Genomic DNA, 21,693 nt, shown 5'->3' with positions numbered 1-21,693 from the left:
ATGCCCTAATGAGTTGCTCTTGTAAGGTGATCTTGTAAGGAGAAGTTGTGAGTAAAGTGGTCATTTTTGGTAATTCAGGCTCGGGTAAATCGACACTCGCTAAACAATTTGCTGCTAACAAAAATCTAGCGCACCTAGATTTAGACACTATTGCTTGGTTGGCGGTAAATCCTCCTCAAAGAATGCCAATAGCAGATTCAAAAATCTTAATTGATGAGTTTTTAAACCTTCATCAATCATGGGTTATTGAAGGCTGTTACAGCGACTTGCTTGAATTAGTCTTTCCTCAAACCGATGAGGTTATTTTTCTCAATCTACCCATCTCAGCGTGCATCGATAATGCTAAAAGTCGTCCTTGGGAACCTCATAAATATGCCAGCAAACAAGCGCAAGATGAAAATTTAACTATGCTAATCGATTGGATTTCCCAGTATGACAGCCGTAGTGATACCTTCTCTAAAGTAGCGCATGAGAGATTATTTGAGCAATTTGTAGGCACTAAAACCATGCTCACTTCGAATCGATAATCTTTTAAACCAATAGCAATCAGCTAACCTTAAATGGATTGTTAATTTTGATAGATATGACAGTTAGGGTGATGGGAATTTACCATTAGCTATTGTAGTATGCCAATGGTTGCCGATACACATGCTGTGTCAGGCATCATTCCATAAAACAATAACTTATAAATGGACTGTGAATGAATTCCCCAGATCAAACTCCAACCTCTCCAAATAGCTGTATTTCAAATATCAATAACAGCACACGCCAAATGCCAGATACACTGGTTATAATATTCTTTGTCGCATTAGCGGCCGCACTATTAACTTTTGTTGTTCCCATTGGATCTTTCTCTACTCAAGACGCACACTATGTCATCGACGGTGTTGAGAAAACCCGCAGTGTTATTGATCCAACTTCATTTCAGTATGCTTTGAATGAAGCGGGGGAGCCTAAACTTGATCCCATTTCATTATTCAAAGGAAATGGCGAAATTGGTTTTTTCAATTTTGCTTTTGAGGGCATGGTTTCAGGCTCAAAATGGGGCAGTGCCATTGGTGTGATTATGTTTATGCTAGTCATCGGTGGCTCATTTGGTGTCGTTATGGCAACGGGCACCATTGATAACGGTATTTTACGCTTAATCGATAAGACTCAGGGCAACGAAAAACTGTTTATCCCAGTGATATTCAGTTTGTTCTCATTAGGAGGTGCGGTATTTGGGATGGGCGAAGAAGCCATTGCCTTTGCCATTATTATTTGTCCATTAATGATCCGCTTAGGTTATGACTCTATCTGTACGGTAATGGTAACGTACGTGGCAACTCAAATCGGTTTTGCCAGCTCTTGGATGAACCCATTTAGTGTTGCTATTGCTCAAGGGATTGCGGGTGTTCCAGTGCTATCAGGTGCTGGTGTACGTTCAGTGATGTGGTTCGGTTTTACACTCATTGGTATAGGTTTCACTATGCGATATGCCAGTAAAGTTCAGCGTAACCCTACTGAGTCGTTTAGCTATCATACCGATCAGTTTTTCCGTGATAATCAGCAAGGCAGTGTAAAAGAGAGCCGTTTTAATCTTGGTGATATTTTGGTGCTACTTACAATTGTTGGCACCATTGTTTGGGTGATTTGGGGCGTTGTAGCACATGCGTGGTTTATTCCTGAAATCGCCAGTCAGTTTTTTACCATGGGTATTATTGTTGGCATCATTGGCGTGGTATTTAAGCTTAATGATATCGATATGAATAAAGTCGCTGTCAGCTTTAAACAAGGTGCTGGGACTATGCTCGAGCCTGCGGTTCTGGTTGGGTGTGCGTCAGGCATTTTACTGTTACTGGGGGGCGCTGGTGCGACTGAGCCTAGCGTGTTGAATACCATATTGCACAGTGCGGGTAATGTGATTGGCCAGCTTCCTACCGCTTTGTCTGCTTGGTTTATGTTGCTGTTTCAGTCAGTGTTTAATTTCTTTGTCACCTCAGGTTCTGGTCAAGCTGCGTTAACCATGCCGCTTATGGCACCACTGGCAGATATTGTCGGTGTAACGCGCCAAGTGGCGGTATTGGCTTTTCAGTTAGGTGACGGATTTACTAATGTATTAGTACCCACTTCTGCTTCATTAATGGCAACGTTAGGAGTATGTCGTGTTGATTGGGGCAATTGGTTTAAGTTTATCTGGCGTTTTATACTCGGCTTGTTTGTGATTTCAAGCATCATTGTGGTGTCGGCGCATTACTTAGGATTCAGCTAGCGACTAAAGTGGTTAACTAATGTAAGTGACTAATGTAAGTGACTATCAGAGCTTAGGCTTCAGTTTTAAAGGTTAAATGAATAATTGAAAAGCGGCACGATGATATGCCGCTTTTAAAATTTAGATAGGTTTTACCTTACAGCGCAATAAAGTGTGCCCTAATCCAATATTATCGATATCTTCATCTACATATAGTCCAGCTTCACTGATCATCTTTAACATATCTTTACTGTGATACATGCGGCTGTAGCCATTCGCAATTGCTGTAAAGTAAAGCGACGTTGCGTTAACGCAAAAAGCGCCAGCTTCATAGGGTTGTCTATCCCAATAGGTTTCTAAAATACATAGCTCACTGTTAGGTTTCATTGCTGCTACCGTGCGTTTCAAAATAGTCACGATTTGTTGTTTAGAAAAACAATCTAGAAATTGACTCATCCAGTATAAGTCTGCACCTTGGTAAAAAGGCTTTTTGTCATCTAACAGATCGGTTTCAAAAGGGAGTACCCGCTCTGCAACCTCATTAGTGCGTGCATTCTCCATAGCCACGGCTAACTGCCCTGGTAAATCCATAATGGTGACTTTGACCTTGCTATCGAAACTCGTACAGGCAAATGCCCATTTGCCTGTGTTTCCGCCGACATCAACAATGTGTTGCGGTTTGGATTTGAAAATGAGTGGAAGCAGGCTGTCAAATGCATGATCTGAGTAATAATGGTCAAACTCGAACCAACTACGTTTGATTTGCTCGGGTAGCTGGCTTAATCCTGGGTATATGGTTTCCCAATCCCCTAGATGTTTTAATCCAGCAGCATTACCTTGTTTTAATGATGCTTCTAGCTCGAATAAACCTTGGTAACAGACATCATGGATAAAGTTTAAATTCTTAGAAGCCATATCATCATGGAGTAGAAAGTGACCTGTTTTGTCTAAACGATAATGGTCATCCTTACACCAAAATAGTCCCATACTCAGTCCCATATCCAGCAACACATGAATTGCATATTCCGATAATTCGTTTGCCTCAACGAGTTGTTGTAATGTCATACCTTCATCGCCAGTGGCATCGACTTGTTCAAGAATACCGAATTGACTAAGACAGCGAGCGACTTGAAAGCTAACAGGTGCAAAGGCAATTTTTTGGGCTTCAAATTTTGCATCAAACGCGGAGATTTTTTTAGGGGATTGATAAAAAGACATAAAGTGAGTCAATTTCTAGGTGTCAGATTAAAGTACGGTGATGTTAACAAACTCGATGAAATAAGAAGTTGATCCAGCTCTACTCCTTTTACTATAGTTAGTTTAGCTAGCGCTAAACAAGGGGGTTAAACCCATAGATTAATCGCCAAATACTTTTATTTGAATGTTTTTAAAGAATGTAAGGATTGGAATTAAAATGAGTCATTTATCAAGATTACTATGTATGTCGGTTGTGGGTATGTTGGTATCAACAACCTCCATTGCGCAAGACTATGACCTTGTCATCAAAAATGGGCGGGTGATGGATCCTGAAACTAACTTCGATGCAGTCGCAAACGTTGGCATTAATGGCAATAAAATTATGCTGATCACTGATGAAACTATTAAAGGCAAAGAAGTGATTGATGCTAAAGGTTTGGTTGTTGCTCCAGGTTTTATCGACACTCATTTTCATTGGACTCGCCCCATCGGTTACAAGCTAGCACTCCGAGATGGAGTGACTACTGCGATGGATTTAGAGGCCGGTGTATACGGGCCAAGAGTAAGTGATTGGTATCAAATGCACGTCAATAAGAGCCAAGTCAATTATGGTACAGGTTCTGGTCATGAATTTGCCCGAACTAAAGTGATGCAAAATTTACCTGATGAAGACTTATTAGATGCATCTTGGTCTGTGGTAAAAGGCAGATCTTCTGGTACCGCATGGTTTGAGAATGTTGCTAATCTTGATGAGGGTAATCGGATGCTAAGCATTGTTGATGAAGGGCTAAGGCAAGGCGCATTGGGCGTTGCATCAACAGTGGGTTACATGCCAGGGGCAACAGCCAGAGAAATGTACGAACTACAAAGAGTTGGTGCAAATTATGGACGGCCCACAGCTGTCCATCTTAGGTATACACCCGGTACAGCAACCACCGAGGCCAATGGCGCACAAGAAATTCTAGCTAATGCAATCGCATTAAACACACCAGCCATTATTAATCATTATAACAATCCTGGTTGGGAGTTAGTGCAAGAGTTGCTGGTAAAGTTAAGAGCCCAAGGGCATAACGTTTGGGGCGAAATTTATCCTTATGCTGCAGGGCAAACAACGATTAATGCGGCATTCATTCAACCTGAAACTTGGGTGGAAAAACTGGGGAATAAATATGAAGAAACCATGCAAGACCCGTTAACGGGCAACTTTTACACCATGAAAAAATATAAACAAGTATTGGCTGAAGCACCAGCAACACAAGTGGTACTTTATAAAATGGATCCTAAAGCGATTCCAGATTGGTGCCGCCTACCTGGGGTGACATTTGCTAGTGACGCAATGATGTTACCTGGCGGCTGGGATGATGAGCCAGTATGGGACACTCCTTACGAAGATATCCCTAATACTCACCCTAGATTGGCAGGTACACACGGGACTTGTCTGCGTTTAGCGCGTGAAGAAGGGATCCCATTAATGCAAATATTGGCTGCCTCGAGTTATAACCAAGCCAACTATTTAGGTAAAACTGGACTCGAATCAATGAAGATAAGAGGGCGCATGCAACAAGGTATGATTGCAGATATCACCATCATTGACCCAAAAACAGTCAAAGACAATGCCACTTATGCAAAAGGAACTTTGCCAACATCAGGTATTCCATTTGTCATCGTAAATGGAACGGTTGTTGTTAAAGACTCAAAAGTGCAGAAAGGGGTTAATCCAGGACAACCTATTCGATTCCCAATACAAGATAAAGGCCGTTTTGAACCATTATCGATAGAGAATTGGAAAAATGATTATTTAGTCGATGAAGAGTTTTTTCAGGGTGGCTTAGACCATGGTCATGTTCATTAACGGCTTATAGTTTAATTTATTCACTAAGTAAGTAGCCTATTTACAAACTAGGCCATTTACTAACTAAACTATGCACCAAATTATTCATGTTACAGCGTGGGGCAAACAATTTATTCTGGTATAAAAAGCCCAGCAATTGCTGGGCTTTCGATTTGAGCTAACTATTTCAATAAATGATTATTGAACGTTTTCGCTGTCACCAAATGCACCAGCGAATAATGCTGATGATAAGTAACGTTCTGCGGCAGATGGAAGGATTACAACGATATTCTTACCAGCAAACTCAGGCTTTTCAGCAATACGGTTTGCGGCTACAACTGCTGCACCTGATGAAATACCGACTAAGATACCTTCTTCTTCCATTAAGCGACGTGCCATTGCGATTGCGTCATCGTTGCTTACAGCTTCTACAAGATCAACCATGTCTAAATCTAGGTTGCCTGGGATGAAACCAGCACCAATACCTTGGATTTTATGCGGTCCAGGTGTTAAGTCTTGACCTGCTTTTGCTTGTGCAATGACAGGAGAATCAACAGGTTCAACGGCAACAGAAACAAGGTCTTTGTTTTTGCTTTTTAAGTAACGGCTTACACCAGTAATTGTGCCACCAGTACCCACACCTGCTACGAATGCAGCAACTTCACCGTCAGTATCATTCCAGATTTCTGGACCTGTGGTTTTTTCATGTATCTCTGGGTTAGCTGGATTGCTAAATTGACCAAGGATAAGATATTTAGCAGGATCTGATAGACGAATTTCTTCAGCTTTATCAATCGCGCCTTTCATACCTTTAGCGCCTTCAGTTAGCACAAGGTTAGCACCTAATGCCTTAAGCAATTTACGACGCTCAAGACTCATTGTATTTGGCATTGTTAGGGTTAATTTGTAACCACGTGCAGCAGCAACATATGCTAACGCAATACCTGTGTTACCAGAAGTTGGCTCGACTAGCTCAATTTCTTTAGTTAGGGTGCCTTTTTTCTCAGCATCCCAAATCATGTTTGCGCCAATACGACACTTAACACTAAAACTTGGATTACGTGCTTCAACTTTGGCTAACACTTTACCATTGCTTACTCGATTAAGGCGCACTAGTGGGGTATTACCTAGCGTATATGAATTGTCTTCGTAAATGTTGCTCATGGTTTGCTCCTATGTTGGCATTGTCTAATGATAATCGGTTTAGGGGGCTTTAACAGTGATAGTTTGTTATTCGTTATTCCTTTTAGTTATTAAACTAAACTCATTTATAATAATAAAGCATCTACTTATATAACAATGTCTTAGTTAAGCATGCTATTGGAACTTGGATGGTCTGACCATCACTAAATCAATAATTAGTGCTTAGTGATTAGTTTAGAAGGTAATAGACTGACGTTACAAAAGCGCAATTTATCTGTGTCTATTGACGCCTTATATAGTTAATAAGAGTCAATCCACGTCATTCTAGTTTGAGTTTTTAAGATAAGTTGTTGTTTTAATGAATATAGATACGGCAGATATAATATGAATAAAGTGGTAATTTCTGGAAGTGGTTTATACACACCTCCACACAGTGTTAGTAATGAAGAGTTAGTAGAAAGCTTTAACGTGTATGTTGATGAGTTTAATTTACAACATGAAGCTGCAATTTCAGCGGGGGAAGTCACGGCGTTATCTCACTCTTCTGCAGAGTTTATTGAAAAAGCGTCTGGGATTAAAAATCGTTATGTGATGGTTAAAGACGGCATACTTGATCCAAAAGTGATGATGCCACTGATTAAAGATACGCCATCTGATGCGTTATCAATGCAAGCAGAAATTGGCATTAAAGCGGCTAAAAAAGCCTTAGAACAAGCACAGCTGAGTGCTGAAAATATTGATTTAGTGATTGTAGCTTGTGCTTATACTCAGCGCTCATATCCTGCTATTGCCATAGAAATTCAACAAGCGATGGGAACCAAAGGCTTTGCATATGACATGCTTGTAGCTTGCTCTTCGGCAACGTTTGCTATTGTGAATGCGGTGAATGCAGTTCAGTCAGGTACGGCTTCGCGTGTATTGGTGATCAATCCTGAGATATGCTCTCCACAAGTGAATTACCGTGACCGAGACAGCCATTTTATTTTTGGTGATGTGGCAACAGCTGTGGTGGTTGAAAAGGCATCGATAGCGCAATCTGAACATGCATTCAATGTGCTATCAAGTCAGTGCTTTACTGATTATTCGAGCAATATCCGTAGTAACTTTGGTCATATAAATCGCTGCGATCCAGATACTGCGCAAAATACTGATAAGTTATTTCATCAGCAAGGCCGTAAAGTATTCAAAGAATTGTTGCCAATGATCTACCAACATTTAGATAAACAGCTAGCGCAAGAACAGATACAAGCTAATGAATTTAAACGCTTATGGTTACATCAAGCGAATATTAATATGAATATGTTTGTAGTTCGTAAACTTCTCGGTGATAATGTTATAAAAAGTAAGGCTCCAGTGGTATTAGATGAATATGCTAACACTGCATCAGCCGGGTCGGTTATTGCATTTCATAAATATAATCAAGATTTTAAAACCGGCGATTTAGGGCTCCTGTGTTCATTTGGTGCTGGCTATTCTATTGGGAGCATCATTCTCGAAAAGACCTAATAGTAAAATGGGTGAATTAATTGCGAATTCTGATTGTTGAAGATAACGAAGCTGTATCTAAAGTCCTTCGGCATTTATTAATGCAAGACTTACATTGTGAAGTTGACGTAGCAGCTGATGTGTCATCAGCTAATGCGTTATTGGAACAGCATAAATACTTTGTGGTTGTGGCTGAGTTAAACCTTCCTGATGCACCAGATGGCGAAATCGCTCAACTGGTGCTGATGTCGTATCAAACTCCTTGTATCGTTTTATCTTCAAACTTAGATTCTCGTCAGCGTAAAAAGTTACTAAAACTGGGTATTGCTGATTACGTACTAAAAGAAAATCGCTTTAGCTATGAGTATGTAGTGAAACTGGTGGCTCGCTTAGATCAAAACCAACATGTAAAAGTGTTGGTAGCAGATGATTCTGTTGTGAGTCGTAAATTCGTTAAAGTGCTTTTAGAGCAACAGTTATTTACCGTGCTTGAAGCCTGTGATGGTGCAGAGGCGATTCAAGTATTAAACGAAACGCCTGATATTCAATTGCTCATCACTGACTACAACATGCCTAATGTTGATGGTTTCGAGTTAATTCTTAAAGTGCGTGAAAAATTCAGCCGAGAAGATTTAGCCATTATTGGTTTATCAAATGACACTGATGAAAGCTTATCTGCGCGTTTCATTAAAAATGGTGCCAACGACTTTTTACAAAAACCTTTTGTTCATGAAGAATTCCATTGCCGAGTATTAAATACCTTAGACTCACTCGATATGCTGCGCAGCCTTTGGGAGCAAGCGAATCGAGACTACCTGACTAAGGCCTATACTCGTCGTTACTTCTTTAAACAACATGAAAAAGATGTCAGTGAAGCAGGGCAGTTTGCTTTAGGTTTGATTGATATCGACTTTTTCAAAAACGTTAATGATACCTACGGCCACGATGTGGGCGATCAGGTGTTGTTTGAATTTGCTAAGCGTTTAAAAAATGTATTTGGACAACACTTTACCGTCGCCCGTTTTGGTGGTGAAGAGTTTGTGGTGGCATTTAAAGGCCTCGACGGCGAGCGCGCATTTACTGTGATGGATAAATTTAGGCAGCAACTTGCTGCGCAGCCATTCGCTACAGACGCTGGTGAATTAACTGTTAACTTTAGTTGCGGAATTGCCAGCGCTGAAAACACCGATATTAATCTAGATACCATATTACATCGCGCTGATTTAGGGCTGTATGAAGCTAAAGAAGCGGGGCGTAATCGGGTTATTTATTAATGGATTTTATTTGAATAACACACATTTAAAAGGACTGCTAAGCAGTCCTTTTTAGTTCACTGATATTTTAAGTTTATTGATAGGCTCTTCAACTACTTAAAGTTGAGTTGATGAGCCGTGGTTAAGCTTTTAATTTGTCGAGGTGAACAGCTAAACTAAGTCTAAGTCTAAGTCTAAGTCTAAGTCTAAATCTAAATCTAAAACTACAGCAACCAAGCATAACTGACCTTCATAAAGTAGGTTTCATCTCGTTTGGTTAATGAGTCAATATCATCATCTGCAATTAACCCATCTGAATAACCGACATAAAATACACTTTGTGGATTGAGTTTATAACCGTATAAAATTTCATTGCCTAATTGTTGATATTGCTCATTTGGCGTTTGATATTTGTATAAATCTGGGTCGCGTTCAATATCGGTATAAACACTGGTTAAACGTAAAAAGCTGTTTAAGGTGATTTGCCAGTTAAGGCGCAAGTCAGTTAAATTCGCGGTAAATAAACGGCCTTCATCAACATCCAAAGCTTGGTATTTATGGTTCACATCTAAGATAACCGACTCAGTGATTTTCCACTCAAAAGCAGGATTAAACATGGTGACAGTGGCAGGGCGATCGTTTGCATAATCAATGTCATCGCCATAGTTCACATCTAACTCAAGTTTTAACGATTCAAGCGGGACAAAGTTAGTATAAAACCACATCAAGTCAATGGTATACATGGTGGTGTTGTCATCAATTGCTAACGATGACGTGTCTTCGCGACGGCCCACTCGGTCTTTATGAACATAGCCACTGGCAATGTAACTCTGCCAACCACCATTGAGCCTGATTGCCGCTTCGGCTTCTTGCTCTATTTTTTCATTATTTTGATTATGGGTAATATCCCAATCACCACCAAAATCAATTTTGTTAAAAAAGCTATCTGTTGGATACCAATAGTAATTACCGCCAGCGACAAACTTACTGGCATCAATGCGTTCGATAAAACCTAAGTCGGCTCTAAAATCTTCGCCAATTGACTCGAAACGAGAAAAGGCGCGCCAGTTACGTTGTTCATGGTCATAACTTATGCGGTACATAGTGTCTGAAAAGTTATCTTGTTTTTTGGTACGCAGAACACGTTCGTTATAATCACAATTACCTGTTTCACATTCTTGTGGTGGCGTTGAGCAATCATCGCCATTACAAAACTGCTGGAAAAAGTCTTCAGGATACTCGGTATCAGAAAACACATATTGAGCAGTAAAAGTGTCTTGCTCTGTGGGTTGCCATTTAGTGTCAACACTGGCGACATAGTTATGATAATTATCTGATTGTTTTGCAGTAACTAGACCACCAAAAGATAATGTTTTGCTCGGGTCAAACCGGTAACGCGCGGCGAGGTTATAACTTTCCTCTTCGATTGTGGCGACATCAGAGCTTAAATTACCAGGAATTAGAAACTGAGTTTGCTCATCATTGGCGGCAAGTACAGCGAGGGTGTGATCATCTGTTTTACTGGTAAGCTTCACCCCATAATCAGGCGAGCTAATATTTCGGGTATGTAATAAGCTGAGTTGGGTATCGAAGTAATCTTTGTTATCTAAGAAAAAAGCCCGCTTTTCAGGATAAAACAAAGCAAAGTTGTTATTCACATCGAGCTGGCCTGAATCCGCTTCAACTTGAGAGAAATCAGGGTTGATAGTGGCGTTTAATAATGTTGTTGGGGTGATCCCCCAGCGCAGGTCTAGACCGACTTCGACGTTATCGTCGTCTTCCCAAGGCTGATTTGGGTTTAACTCTCGTTGACTGTTACGTGAGCCAACTAATGAAGGAGTTATTTGAATATCTTGCCCTTGTTGAGCCCCCGCAAGACCAGTCACCGTCCCAAGCTGACATAACTGACATGACACATTTCGGTCAATCTTGTGGCTCGATATTCTATGGGTTTCATTACGAGGATAAAATCGGACTAATTCAATTCCCCAAGTTTGGATGTCTTTACTGTCATCAAAGTTAAATAACCTTAAAGGCAGTTCAACTTCAACTTGGTAACCTTGTGGCGTAAGTTTGCCGCTACTGTACCAAATACCATCCCACGCATCACTTTCTTGCCCAGTAAGCTCATTTTCTATTGAGTCATTTTGGACGCCATAAGGATTGATAAAAAATTGATAAGCCAGACGTGCATTGTTAAACGTATCAAGCTTGATACCCACTTGATCGTCACCCCAAGAATTATCTCGGTCGCGTAAGTTTGCTCTTATTTTAGTTGGGTCAATATCATGAGCAATAAAGGCAACGAATAAACTGGTTTCTGTGGCAAAAATTTTGGCATCAGTGGTCACAGGGGCTGCAATGTTTTCACCTGGTGAGGTTTCATATTTAAGCTGTACGTTTGCGGCTTGTTGCCATTGTGATTCTGATAAGTCGCCATCTATCTCAACACCTGCAGATAAGGTTGGAATAGTGACATTGAATTGTTGTGGATTACCGGCTAATACAGGGGCTGATAAAGTGCTTCCCGCCAATAACAATCCAGCTGAAAGAGTCTGAATAGAAAAGATTTTGTTCACAATACACGCTGATTTTTATGTTGTTTGAGCAATTGTCGCAAAAACTTACAAAAAGGTCGTTAATTATTTGTGTGATAATAGTTTCAAATTGTTACTACGCTTGTTGCTGAAGGTTATTGTTGAAGGTTTGGTGCTAACAAATATAAAAAAGCCCCAACTGGAAGTTAGGGCGTTTAGTCAATTCTATTTAGTCGGTTTTAAAGGTTATTCTGGGGCGATTTCAGGATGTTTATAGGCTTCACGATACTTATCCACCCACATAGCCGTAGCGCCACAAATGGCAACAGGCATTACAATGAAGTTAACAATCGGGATCATTGAGAATAAAGTCACGGTTGCACCAAAGGTATAACTGGTACCTTTCGTTTGACTTAAGGCGAATTTCATATCGTTAAATGGCACCTTATGGTTATCAAACGGGAAGTCACAATATTGGATAGCCATCATCCAAGCACTAAACAAAAACCATAAAATTGGCGCAGCGGTTTGGCCAACCACAGGAACGATAAATAAAACTAAGAAGATTAATGCTCTTGGCAAATAGTATTTAAGTTTTATCCATTCTCGGCCAAGAATACGGGGCAGATCTTTAATTAAGTCGATAGTCGTGCCAGAGTTTAATGACTTACCTGTTAGATGCATTTCGACTTTTTCAGCTAATAAGCCATTAAATGGTGCCGCTATCCAGTTCATCACTGAGCTGAATACAAATGACATCACCACTAATAAGCTGATTATCGCCAGCGGCCATAAAAAGAAGTTAAGCCAAGTAAGATATTCAGGAATTTGGCTGTTCATCCAGCCAAAAAGCTCATCTAATTTGCCTACGGCAAAATAAATAGCGGTTGAAAATAAGACCAAGTTAACCATTAAAGGAATGAATACAAAGGTGCGAAGGCCTGGCTGTTTTATCAGCTTAAAGCCATCAATAAAATAGTTAACGCCACTTTTTACGGGTTTGACTGCCATCTAATACGTCCTTGAAAAAACTGCTTATTACTGATTGTGGTGATGCATTGGTCGGAAAACAAGCCTTAAAGTGTGTTTAAGTCATAAAAATCGTTACAAAATGCAGCGTGATTGGTAAAGTTAGTAAAATGTCTTTGTCAGACTAATTGATTATCTTTCATCCTTACGGACGACCACACAAGCAAAATGCGATTAAAACAAATAAAACTTGCTGGCTTTAAGTCGTTTGTTGACCCCACCAAAATTCCCTTTAACCAACCTTTAACGGCCATCATCGGTCCGAACGGCTGTGGAAAATCCAATGTGATTGATGCCGTGCGTTGGGTGCTAGGGGAAAGTAGTGCTAAGCATTTACGTGGCGACTCGATGATGGACGTTATTTTTAACGGTTCAAGCGCCCGTAAGCCTGTATCAGTCGCCAGTATTGAGCTTAGTTTTGAAAACCTCGATGGCAGATTATCCGGCCAGTATGCCAGTTATCAAGAGATATCAGTTAAGCGTCAAGTAAGCCGTGAAGGTGATTCTAATTACTATTTAAATGGCCAGAAATGCCGCCGCAAAGATATTACCGATCTATTTATGGGCACCGGGCTTGGCCCACGTAGTTACGCGATTATTGAGCAAGGCACCATTTCAAGGCTCATTGAATCTAAGCCTCAAGAACTTCGAGTCTTTATTGAAGAAGCCGCCGGAATATCTCGTTACAAAGAGCGACGCCGCGAAACTGAAAACCGTATTCGTCATACTCGAGAAAACCTTGAGCGTCTAAATGACATTCGGTTAGAACTTGGCAGCCAATTAGAAAAGTTAGATCAACAAGCTCAAGCTGCAAAGCAGTATCGTGAGTTAAAACAGCAAGAACGAGATTTACATTCTCAGCTGCTAGTGATGCGTTATCAAGAACTGCAAAATCAAACTGATGTGATTGATAAAGAAATGCAGCAACTTGATGTGAATATCGCATCAGCCAATGCCGATGGCGAAAGCACCGAACTTACGCTGACCCAATTAAAAGCGCAATTAGCTGATTTATCAGATTCAGAACAAAATTTGGTGACTCAGTTTTATCAAGCAGGCACTGAAATTGCTAAACTCGAACAGCAATTAAAGCATCAGCAGCAGCAAGACTCACAACTTGAAAAGCAGCTACAAGAACTTATCAGTCAGCAACAGGCCGCTAATGAAGAATTACAAACGCTGACACTGCAGGAGCAGCAGCTAAAATCTGAGCTTGCTAAGCTAACGCCAACCCTAGCGCTTAGCGAGGATGAGCTGCAAATCATCGATGAGCAGTTGCATGATATCGATGAGAGTGCTGCCGACTTACAACAACATTTAAGTGTGTTATCAGATGCGGCCTCTAACGCAAAAATGGAAGCGGCATTAACCCAGAATAAACTGCAGCATCAACAATTATCGTTATCTCAGCAGCAACAGCAATTAATTGAGTTAAACACTGAGCAGCAACACAATAGTGATGAAAATAGTCAAACTGAATTAACCCAGTTAGATGCGCAGATTAGTGGCCTTACGCAACAACTTGAAATCGAAGATGAGATAAAGCATCAACTCACTGAAGAGTTAGAAGACAAACAAGCTAATTTGCAACAAGTGAGTGAGCAATATCAGCAAAATAAGCAGCACTTAACATCAATAACAGCAAGACATGAATTAATTGACCAGTGGCTTAACAACAATGAACCTGACAACAGCCAAGCGCTTTGGCAGGTTGTTGAAGTCACCCCTGGTTGGGAGCAAGCTGTAGAGCTGGTGCTTCAAGGTGTATTAAATACGAGAGTGCAGAGCCTTGTTGCTAATGACCTTAATTCTAATGAGATTAGTGATGAGCTAGGTTTTAGCATTGATGCTTCACTTGCGAGTTTAACTAAGCAATTCAGTGCACCGGTTAATCTCAGCCCTTGGTTATCTAATGTGACTTGGGCAGAAAATATCAACCAAGCTAAACAGTTACTCGCTAATGGCTTAAAAGATGACTCAACTATGGTTGCCAGTAAAGATGGTTACTTAGTGGGCCACGGCTTTGTTATCAGCAAAACTGAAGGCAAGCAGTCAGAACTTGCCTTAAAAAATGAGCGTCAGCAGTTATCTGGTCAAATAGATGAATTACAAACTCAGTTAGTGAGTGAACAAGTGTCTGTGAGTGAATTGACTCAACAAGTGGCTGATGTCCATGCACAAATGACAGCTTCTCAAGCTAAATGTCATCAAATGCAACTCGAGTGCAGTAAGCTCGATGCCCAAAGCCAAAGTTTGCTAAAGCAGCAACAGCTAAATCAGCGCAGAAGAGTCACTCTTGACGAACAAGTGGCAAGTTGTGTGCAGCAAATATCAGTTGCTAAACAGCAAATTGAGCAATTGACGCTTGAAGCAGAGCAGCTTAATAATCTGCATAAACAACAATTATCTGAGCAGCAAAAAGCGAATCAAGACTGGCAAACAGCAAGTAATCAATTGCGCGAATTTAAAACCAAGCGAAGCCAACATGACAGAGAAGTGGGACAAATTCGTCAGCAATTACAAAATTTACAAACTAAAGTTGCAGTTACTCAAGCTCAATTAGCTCAACAACAACAGCAATGCGAACGATTAGTTGAACAAATTAATCAGCTGAACTTATCTCAGCAACAAAGTAACGAAAGTTTAGGTGATAAACAGCTTGAGCAACTGCAACAGCAACTCTCAAAGCAATTAGACATCCAGCAAGCAAAGCAACAATTGTTAAATTCAAATCGCACCCAACAGGCAGAGTTACAAACTCGGCTAGATAGTGCGGTATTGATTCAAAAACAACAGCTTGGTGGCCTTCAAAACTTGACTCAAACGCTCAGCGGGTTAAAGTTACGTCGTGAAGGTTTAAAAGGTCAGGCCAATGGTCAGTACCAATTACTCGAAGAACAACAAATTAATATTCAGGCGGTGCTAAAACAGATCCCTGAAGCTGCCAAAGTCAGTGTTTGGCAAAAAAATCTGGATAAAGTAAGAGCTAGGATCAGTCATTTAGGCGCGATTAACCTTGCCGCAATTGAAGAATTTGAGCAGCAGAGCGAACGTAAAGCTTATTTAGATAATCAAGATGATGATTTAAATAAAGGTTTAACGAGTCTTGAAGAAGCTATTCGTAAAATCGATAAGGAAACTCGAAGTCGATTTAAAATCACATATGATGCGGTGAATGCTGACTTATCAAAACTGTTCCCAAAAGTCTTTGGTGGAGGTAAGGCTTACCTTGCGCTAACTGATGATGATTTACTTGAAACTGGTGTGACAATTATGGCGCAACCACCAGGTAAGAAGAATAGTACAATTCACCTCCTTAGTGGTGGAGAAAAAGCGTTAACCGCTTTATCATTAGTATTTGCCATATTTAGACTGAATCCAGCACCTTTTTGTATGCTAGATGAAGTCGATGCACCTCTAGATGATGCCAATGTTGAGCGTTTTTGTCGCTTACTAAAAGAGATGTCACAGAGTGTGCAATTTGTTTATATCAGCCACAATAAAATTACTATGGAAATGGCTGATCAATTAATAGGTGTCACTATGCATGAACCTGGAGTTTCACGTATAGTCGCAGTAGATATCGATGAAGCGGTGGCACTTGCCGACGCGGAATAAACAGGATTACAGGGTCACCAATGGAAGATTTTCAACTGGTTTTGTTTGTACTAGGTGCAATAGCAATTATCGCAGTACTAGTTCATGGTTTTTGGTCAATTCGTAAACAACAACCTAAAACCCTCAAAGACAACCCAATGACAGGGTTTTATAAAGAACAATCACAACAGCGCGATTCTCAAGGTTTTGATGCTGACGGTATTGGTGAAGTCAGACGCGTTAAAAATGAAAATGAACCAGACAGTGATACAGTTCAAGATCCAACAATGCAATCAATGTCTGCTCATAACGATGTTGAAGTCAATGAAGCTGGCTCTAAAAAAGGTATCGGTTTACAGAATCAATCTGCTGTAAATGCTCAAGCTCCAAGCTACAACCCTGGACGCACAGAACCTGTATTGCAAACTGCTGCTGCAGAACCTGCCATTGAAACTAAAGAGCCAACCATTGAGCCACATATTCCTACTCAGCAAGCGCTTTTTGCTGAAGATAGTTTCGAGTCATCTCAGCCAGCAGCGTCTGCGGCTGAAATTATTCAGCAACCTACAGAGACCTTTACAGAGCAAGAGCCAGTAATCGTAGAAGATACCTCCTCTGATTTTGGCGCTGAACCTCAGGTAGAACAAATTGCGGCTGTTGCCAAGCCTGTATCACCAGAGCCAGTAAAGGAAGAAGAGCCATTAGGCGATCCGCAAGATGTATTAGTGCTACACGTGGTTGCCCGCGAAGGTGAGCAATTACATGGTGCTGAATTATTGCCATGCCTATTGTCATTAAACTTTAAGTTTGGCGACATGGATATCTTCCACCGCCATTTAGATAATGCTGGAAATGGTAAAGTGCTGTTTTCAATGGCTAACATGTTAAAGCCAGGTGTGTTTGACCCTGACAACATGGAGCAGTTTGAGACTCAAGGTGTGGTGTTATTTATGACCTTACCTTGCCACGGCGATCCATTAATGAACTTCTCTATTATGCTTAATTCAGCACAGCAACTTGCTGATGATTTAGGTGCAGAAGTGATGGATGATAAGCGCTTAACGTGGACAGAAAGCAATAAACAACAATATTTAGCTAGAATTAGGGCTGTATCATAAACCTTAATTGATTCAATTTTTAAATGAGGCCGCGCTTGCGGCCTTATTTGTCTTTAGATGAGTGATTTTATGCAAGACATTAAAAACGAACTACAGCAGATCAGTACTGAACTTCACAGCCACAACATCCGATATTACGTTGATGATGCGCCGAGCATTCCAGATGCTGAATATGACCGATTAATGCAACGCTTAATCGCCATTGAAACTGAGCATCCAGAGCTCGTGAACAGTGATTCTCCGACTCAAAGGGTAGGCGGTGCGCCACTGGCTAAGTTTGATCAAATTACTCACCTTAAACCTATGCTTAGTTTAGATAATGCATTTGAAGAAGCTGATTTTGAAGCGTTTAATAAACGAATTACCGATAAAGTCGATACCGTCAGTTATTGCTGTGAGCCAAAACTTGATGGCTTAGCTGTGAGTATTTTATACCGTAATGGTGTACTTGAGCGAGCTGCAACCCGTGGTGATGGCGCTGTGGGTGAGGATATTACTGATAATGTTCGTACTATTAATTCAGTACCGTTAAAACTTCGTGGTGACAACTTTCCTGAGCTATTAGAAGTTCGCGGCGAAGTTATCATGCCTAAAGCCGCTTTTGATGCGTTAAATGAGCGCCAGTTAAGTAAAGGTGAAAAGGTTTTCGTTAACCCACGAAATGCAGCTGCAGGTAGCTTACGCCAGTTAGACAGTAAAATTACTGCCACTCGCGCACTAGGTTTTTATGCTTATGCATTGGGTGTGGTTGAAGGGGAAGTGACTCCACTGGCTGATAGTCATTTCGGTCAGTTAAATCAGTTAAAAGATTGGGGACTACCATTAAGCCAAGAAGTGAAAGTCTGCAGTACTTTACCTGAAGTTTTTGCCTATTACGCTGACATCATGGCAAGACGTTCGGCTTTATCGTATGAAATTGATGGTGTGGTGATTAAAGTCAATGATATCGCTAAGCAAACCACTTTAGGTTTTGTTGCCCGTGCACCTCGCTGGGCGATTGCCTATAAATTTCCTGCTCAAGAAGAGATGACATTACTTGAAGACGTTGATTTTCAGGTAGGCCGAACAGGGGCTGTTACTCCTGTTGCCCGTCTTAAACCCGTGTTTGTTGGGGGCGTAACTGTATCGAATGCAACATTACATAACGCCGATGAAATTGCTCGCTTAGGCGTTAAAGTGGGCGACACCGTTATTATTCGCCGAGCGGGTGATGTCATACCGCAAATTGTGGCCATTGTGCCCGAAAAACGCCCAGCAGATGCCAAAGACATAACCTTTCCGACTGAATGCCCTGTGTGTCAAAGTTTAGTGGAGCGTCTTGAAGGTGAGGCGGTGGCTCGCTGTAGTGGCGGCTTGTTTTGTGAAGCGCAGCGTAAAGAAGCAATTAAGCATTTCGCTTCACGTAAAGCACTTAATATTGATGGGATGGGCGACAAAGTTGTAGAGCAATTAATCGATAAAGAATTAGTTCAAAGCCCAGCAGAATTATTTACCATCACCGCTTCAATGGTGACCATGCTCGAGCGTATGGCAATGAAGTCGGCAACTAAGTTAATAGCCGCAATTGATGATGCTAAAACGACGACTTTATCGCGTTTTATTTATGCTTTAGGTATTCGTGAAGTCGGTGAGGCCACCGCTGCAAACCTAGCTAGTCATTATAAAACCTTAGAAGCAATTAAAGCAGCAAGTGTGGATGAACTCATTGAAGTTGATGATGTGGGCGCAATTGTCGCTAAGCATATTTCGCACTTTTTTGCTCAACCACATAACCTAGAAGTGATCGACAAGCTCATTGAAGCTGGGGTGAATTGGCCTGCCATTGAATCTGTAGATGAAGCAGAGTTAAGTCTTAAAGGCCAAACATGGGTATTAACTGGCACATTAACTCAGTTAAACCGAAATGATGCAAAGGCGCAGCTGCAAGCTATGGGGGCCAAAGTCGCTGGTAGTGTCTCTAAAAATACTGATTGTCTTGTGGCGGGTGAAGCTGCAGGGTCTAAGTTAGCAAAAGCGCAAGATTTAGGGATTAAAATCATGGATGAAGACCAGCTGTTAGCTTTATTAAATGGTTAATCCAATACACTGAGTAAGAACTTTGACTAATAACTCTTGATTAGTAACCCCTGAGCAATAACTCCTACACCGGAAATTAGTCGGTATGGGAGTTATTTACAGTGATATTACTGTTTAGATTTGGCATCTTGCTTTTTTTATGAGGTTATGCCCTCATGTGTATTAAACAGTGACAGATTTTTTCAAATCGAAATCGTTAATAATAGGTATTCAGTGAATTTCAGTAATATCACTTGGCTTGATGAGAAAGGCCACATTAAACCGCCCATATTTTTGTATTTGATACTGATATTTCTTGCCCGTGGTTGGTGTGTGTTTGCGGCATCACTCACTCAGTTTAGTGACCGTTCAGGTTTAGTTAGGTTATTTTATCCTGACAAAAGTGACTTTTTAATGGCCTTAATTGCGGGTGTTGGCGCGGTTGTAATTTATGCGCTGATTATTGCTGAGCGAAAACGAGCACCGGAATTTGCTAGGCCTTTATTTAATAAGATTAAATATGCACTTTGGCTATTATTAATAGTCGATGCCATAATATTAAATCAACGGCTTATGCATGATGATTTTTTGTTTCGTGTTAGCTTTGCATTAGATGCATTATTTATCTTTTGGTCATGTATTTATTTACTGAAATCTAAGCGGCTGCACTATTACTTTGATGATTGGCAGAAAGAAACCAATTATCAGCAAGCTGAGAATGCAAAAGAGCGAGCTCAAGCTGAAGCGTTAGATAATGACGCTGATAATAATAAACAATTGCTTGAACAAGCAGTCGATGACCATCATATTAAACATTACCATCGACCTAGAAACAGTAGTGCGTTGTCTCAATCGCTGACACCAGATATCGATGACAGAGCGGACAAAAATGTAAAAGATTAAAATGATCAGGTTCAATTTGCCTGTTTATTATTACCAGTAGATTAAATGGATATTTCGAAGGTAAGTCATAGTGTCAAAAACGGAATCAATTAATATACCCTTGTCGCGACTGGTGGTTGGCTTAACGGTCAAACTACCTCTGTCGTGGTTCAATAATCCTTTTTTCAGAAATAAAGTCCCCGTTACTTCTCAGGCAGAGATAGAATTAATTAATAGCTTAGATATTACTTATGTCACCGTTATAGATGGTATGCATTTGTTGGAAAGCAATGATGTGGCAGAAGAAGTCGTAGTTGAAGAAGTGGTTCCAGAGTTTGATATCCAAGGGGCAATTAAAAAGTCCGTTCATTCTAGTCAGCAAAGATTTAATAAGGCTGCCAGTGATTTAAGGCCTGCTTATAGTAAAGTCGTCAGTGACCCAGAAGTATCGTATCGAGAATCAGCCACTGTGGTTGAGCAGTTAATGACCCATTTGGCAGAAAGCAAACAACCAGAAATAGTTTTCGTGACCAGTGTAGATAAAGAGCCAAGTATCACTCAGCATGCGGTGTCAGTAGCCGTGTTAGCGATGATGATGGCAAATAATATTGGACTCAGTCACAGTGAGTTACGAGATTTAGCCTTAGGTTGTGTGTTTCATGATGTGGGTAAGTTAAAGATCCCTGATGCGATAAGACGTAAACGCACCGATTTAACAACCGTTGAAATCAATTATATGAAAACTCATCCTAATCTTGGCTATGAAATGCTTGATAGGAGTGGGCTATTTCCAGCGCCAATGCTGGATATCGTACTACACCACCATGAGTTTCTTGATGGCAGTGGTTATCCTAATAAACTGACTGAAATTAAAATCCCCAAGCTTACTCAAATCGCTGCACTGGCAAATGACTATACTGATATGTTGATGAAGACAGGTTCTCCGCACGTGGCCCTGGGGATCTTGTTCAAAACTCGTGCAGGTAAGCATGCTAAAGATTTAATTCAAGTGTTAGTTAAAGTCCTTGGAATATATCCACCAGGCTCAATAGTTAAGTTATCAGACGGTTGCATTGCCAAAGTGATGATGACATCACGTGACTCGAAAAAACCTCACGTATATAGTTGTAACGATCGTGGCGGCCAAGCGTCTTTTCGCTGTTTAACTGACGAAGACGTAAATATTATTGAAACCATCAAAGTTGAAACCTTGTCTGAAAAACTACTGAGTACGTTGCAAGCCCAAAGCCCTGTCTGTTTTTACTTAAGCCATATACAAGAATAGCCATATAAAAGAGTCGTTAACGGGAAAGCCTAGCTTTTTAGCAATATGAAC

Annotated in this window: 13 protein-coding genes and 1 pseudogene; 10 read left to right on the top strand and 4 right to left on the bottom strand. The window is 40.7% G+C overall.

From position 1 onward, the window contains the following. Positions 1–47 precede the first annotated feature (47 nt). Entirely contained in the window at positions 48–527 is a 480-nt protein-coding gene (locus L2735_RS06125) for an AAA family ATPase (RefSeq protein ID WP_248983860.1), read from the top strand. A 245-nt stretch (positions 528–772) separates the two neighbouring features. After that, positions 773–2,251 carry a putative basic amino acid antiporter YfcC gene (gene yfcC, locus L2735_RS06120; protein WP_428848296.1) on the top strand — a complete coding sequence of 493 codons (1,479 nt, stop codon included), beginning with the start codon at positions 773–775 and terminating at the stop codon, positions 2,249–2,251. A 120-nt stretch (positions 2,252–2,371) separates the two neighbouring features. On the opposite strand, the gene L2735_RS06115 is transcribed toward yfcC, so the two are convergent. Next, the gene (locus L2735_RS06115) at positions 2,372–3,448 is read right to left on the bottom strand and encodes a methyltransferase (RefSeq protein ID WP_248983858.1); all 1,077 of its coding nucleotides are present in this window, start codon (positions 3,446–3,448) and stop codon (positions 2,372–2,374) included. A 196-nt stretch (positions 3,449–3,644) separates the two neighbouring features. Here L2735_RS06115 and L2735_RS06110 point away from each other — a divergent pair, with 196 nt between their 5' ends. Then, the gene (locus L2735_RS06110; protein ID WP_248983857.1) at positions 3,645–5,279 is read left to right on the top strand and encodes an amidohydrolase family protein; all 1,635 of its coding nucleotides are present in this window, start codon (positions 3,645–3,647) and stop codon (positions 5,277–5,279) included. Positions 5,280–5,456: 177 nt separating this feature from the next. On the opposite strand, the gene cysK is transcribed toward L2735_RS06110, so the two are convergent. Beyond that, positions 5,457–6,422 (bottom strand): cysteine synthase A, encoded by a 966-nt coding sequence (gene cysK, locus L2735_RS06105; RefSeq protein ID WP_248983856.1) that lies wholly within the window; start codon positions 6,420–6,422, stop codon positions 5,457–5,459. A gap of 363 nt (positions 6,423–6,785) precedes the next feature. On the opposite strand from cysK, the gene L2735_RS06100 reads away from it, so the two are divergent. Together L2735_RS06100 and L2735_RS06095 are read left to right on the top strand one after the other, a co-directional pair. Further along, the gene (locus L2735_RS06100; RefSeq protein WP_248983855.1) at positions 6,786–7,907 is read left to right on the top strand and encodes a beta-ketoacyl-ACP synthase III; all 1,122 of its coding nucleotides are present in this window, start codon (positions 6,786–6,788) and stop codon (positions 7,905–7,907) included. A 20-nt stretch (positions 7,908–7,927) separates the two neighbouring features. Then, a complete protein-coding gene (locus L2735_RS06095; RefSeq protein ID WP_248983854.1) occupies positions 7,928–9,160 on the top strand; it encodes a response regulator in 1,233 nt (410 codons plus the stop codon). 203 nt (positions 9,161–9,363) lie between these two features. Here L2735_RS06095 and L2735_RS06090 read toward each other — a convergent pair whose 3' ends face one another. Next, a complete protein-coding gene (locus L2735_RS06090) occupies positions 9,364–11,718 on the bottom strand; it encodes a carbohydrate binding family 9 domain-containing protein (RefSeq protein WP_248983853.1) in 2,355 nt (784 codons plus the stop codon). Between the two features lie 204 nt (positions 11,719–11,922). After that, the gene (gene cysZ / locus L2735_RS06085) at positions 11,923–12,687 is read right to left on the bottom strand and encodes a sulfate transporter CysZ (RefSeq protein ID WP_153915646.1); all 765 of its coding nucleotides are present in this window, start codon (positions 12,685–12,687) and stop codon (positions 11,923–11,925) included. Between the two features lie 186 nt (positions 12,688–12,873). Between cysZ and smc the strand changes: the two genes are divergently transcribed. From smc to L2735_RS06060, 5 genes and pseudogenes are all read left to right on the top strand, one after another. Beyond that, positions 12,874–16,323 (top strand): chromosome segregation protein SMC, encoded by a 3,450-nt coding sequence (smc, locus tag L2735_RS06080; RefSeq protein ID WP_248983852.1) that lies wholly within the window; start codon positions 12,874–12,876, stop codon positions 16,321–16,323. Between the two features lie 20 nt (positions 16,324–16,343). Beyond that, a complete protein-coding gene (zipA, locus tag L2735_RS06075) occupies positions 16,344–17,420 on the top strand; it encodes a cell division protein ZipA (RefSeq protein ID WP_248983851.1) in 1,077 nt (358 codons plus the stop codon). Positions 17,421–17,489: 69 nt separating this feature from the next. Then, a complete protein-coding gene (gene ligA / locus L2735_RS06070) occupies positions 17,490–19,496 on the top strand; it encodes an NAD-dependent DNA ligase LigA (RefSeq protein ID WP_248983850.1) in 2,007 nt (668 codons plus the stop codon). A gap of 213 nt (positions 19,497–19,709) precedes the next feature. Further along, positions 19,710–20,171: pseudogene (locus L2735_RS06065) on the top strand (DUF2919 domain-containing protein); the annotation flags it as partial. Positions 20,172–20,448: 277 nt separating this feature from the next. Further along, positions 20,449–21,642, top strand: a complete 1,194-nt coding sequence (locus L2735_RS06060) for an HD-GYP domain-containing protein (protein ID WP_248983849.1) — start codon at positions 20,449–20,451, stop codon at positions 21,640–21,642. Positions 21,643–21,693 lie beyond the last annotated feature (51 nt).

The organism is Shewanella olleyana (genome assembly GCF_023283825.1).
Taxonomy (GTDB): domain Bacteria; phylum Pseudomonadota; class Gammaproteobacteria; order Enterobacterales; family Shewanellaceae; genus Shewanella; species Shewanella olleyana.
The sequence above is the reverse complement of the archived record's forward strand: the minus strand, read 5'-3'. Positions and strand labels throughout refer to the sequence as shown.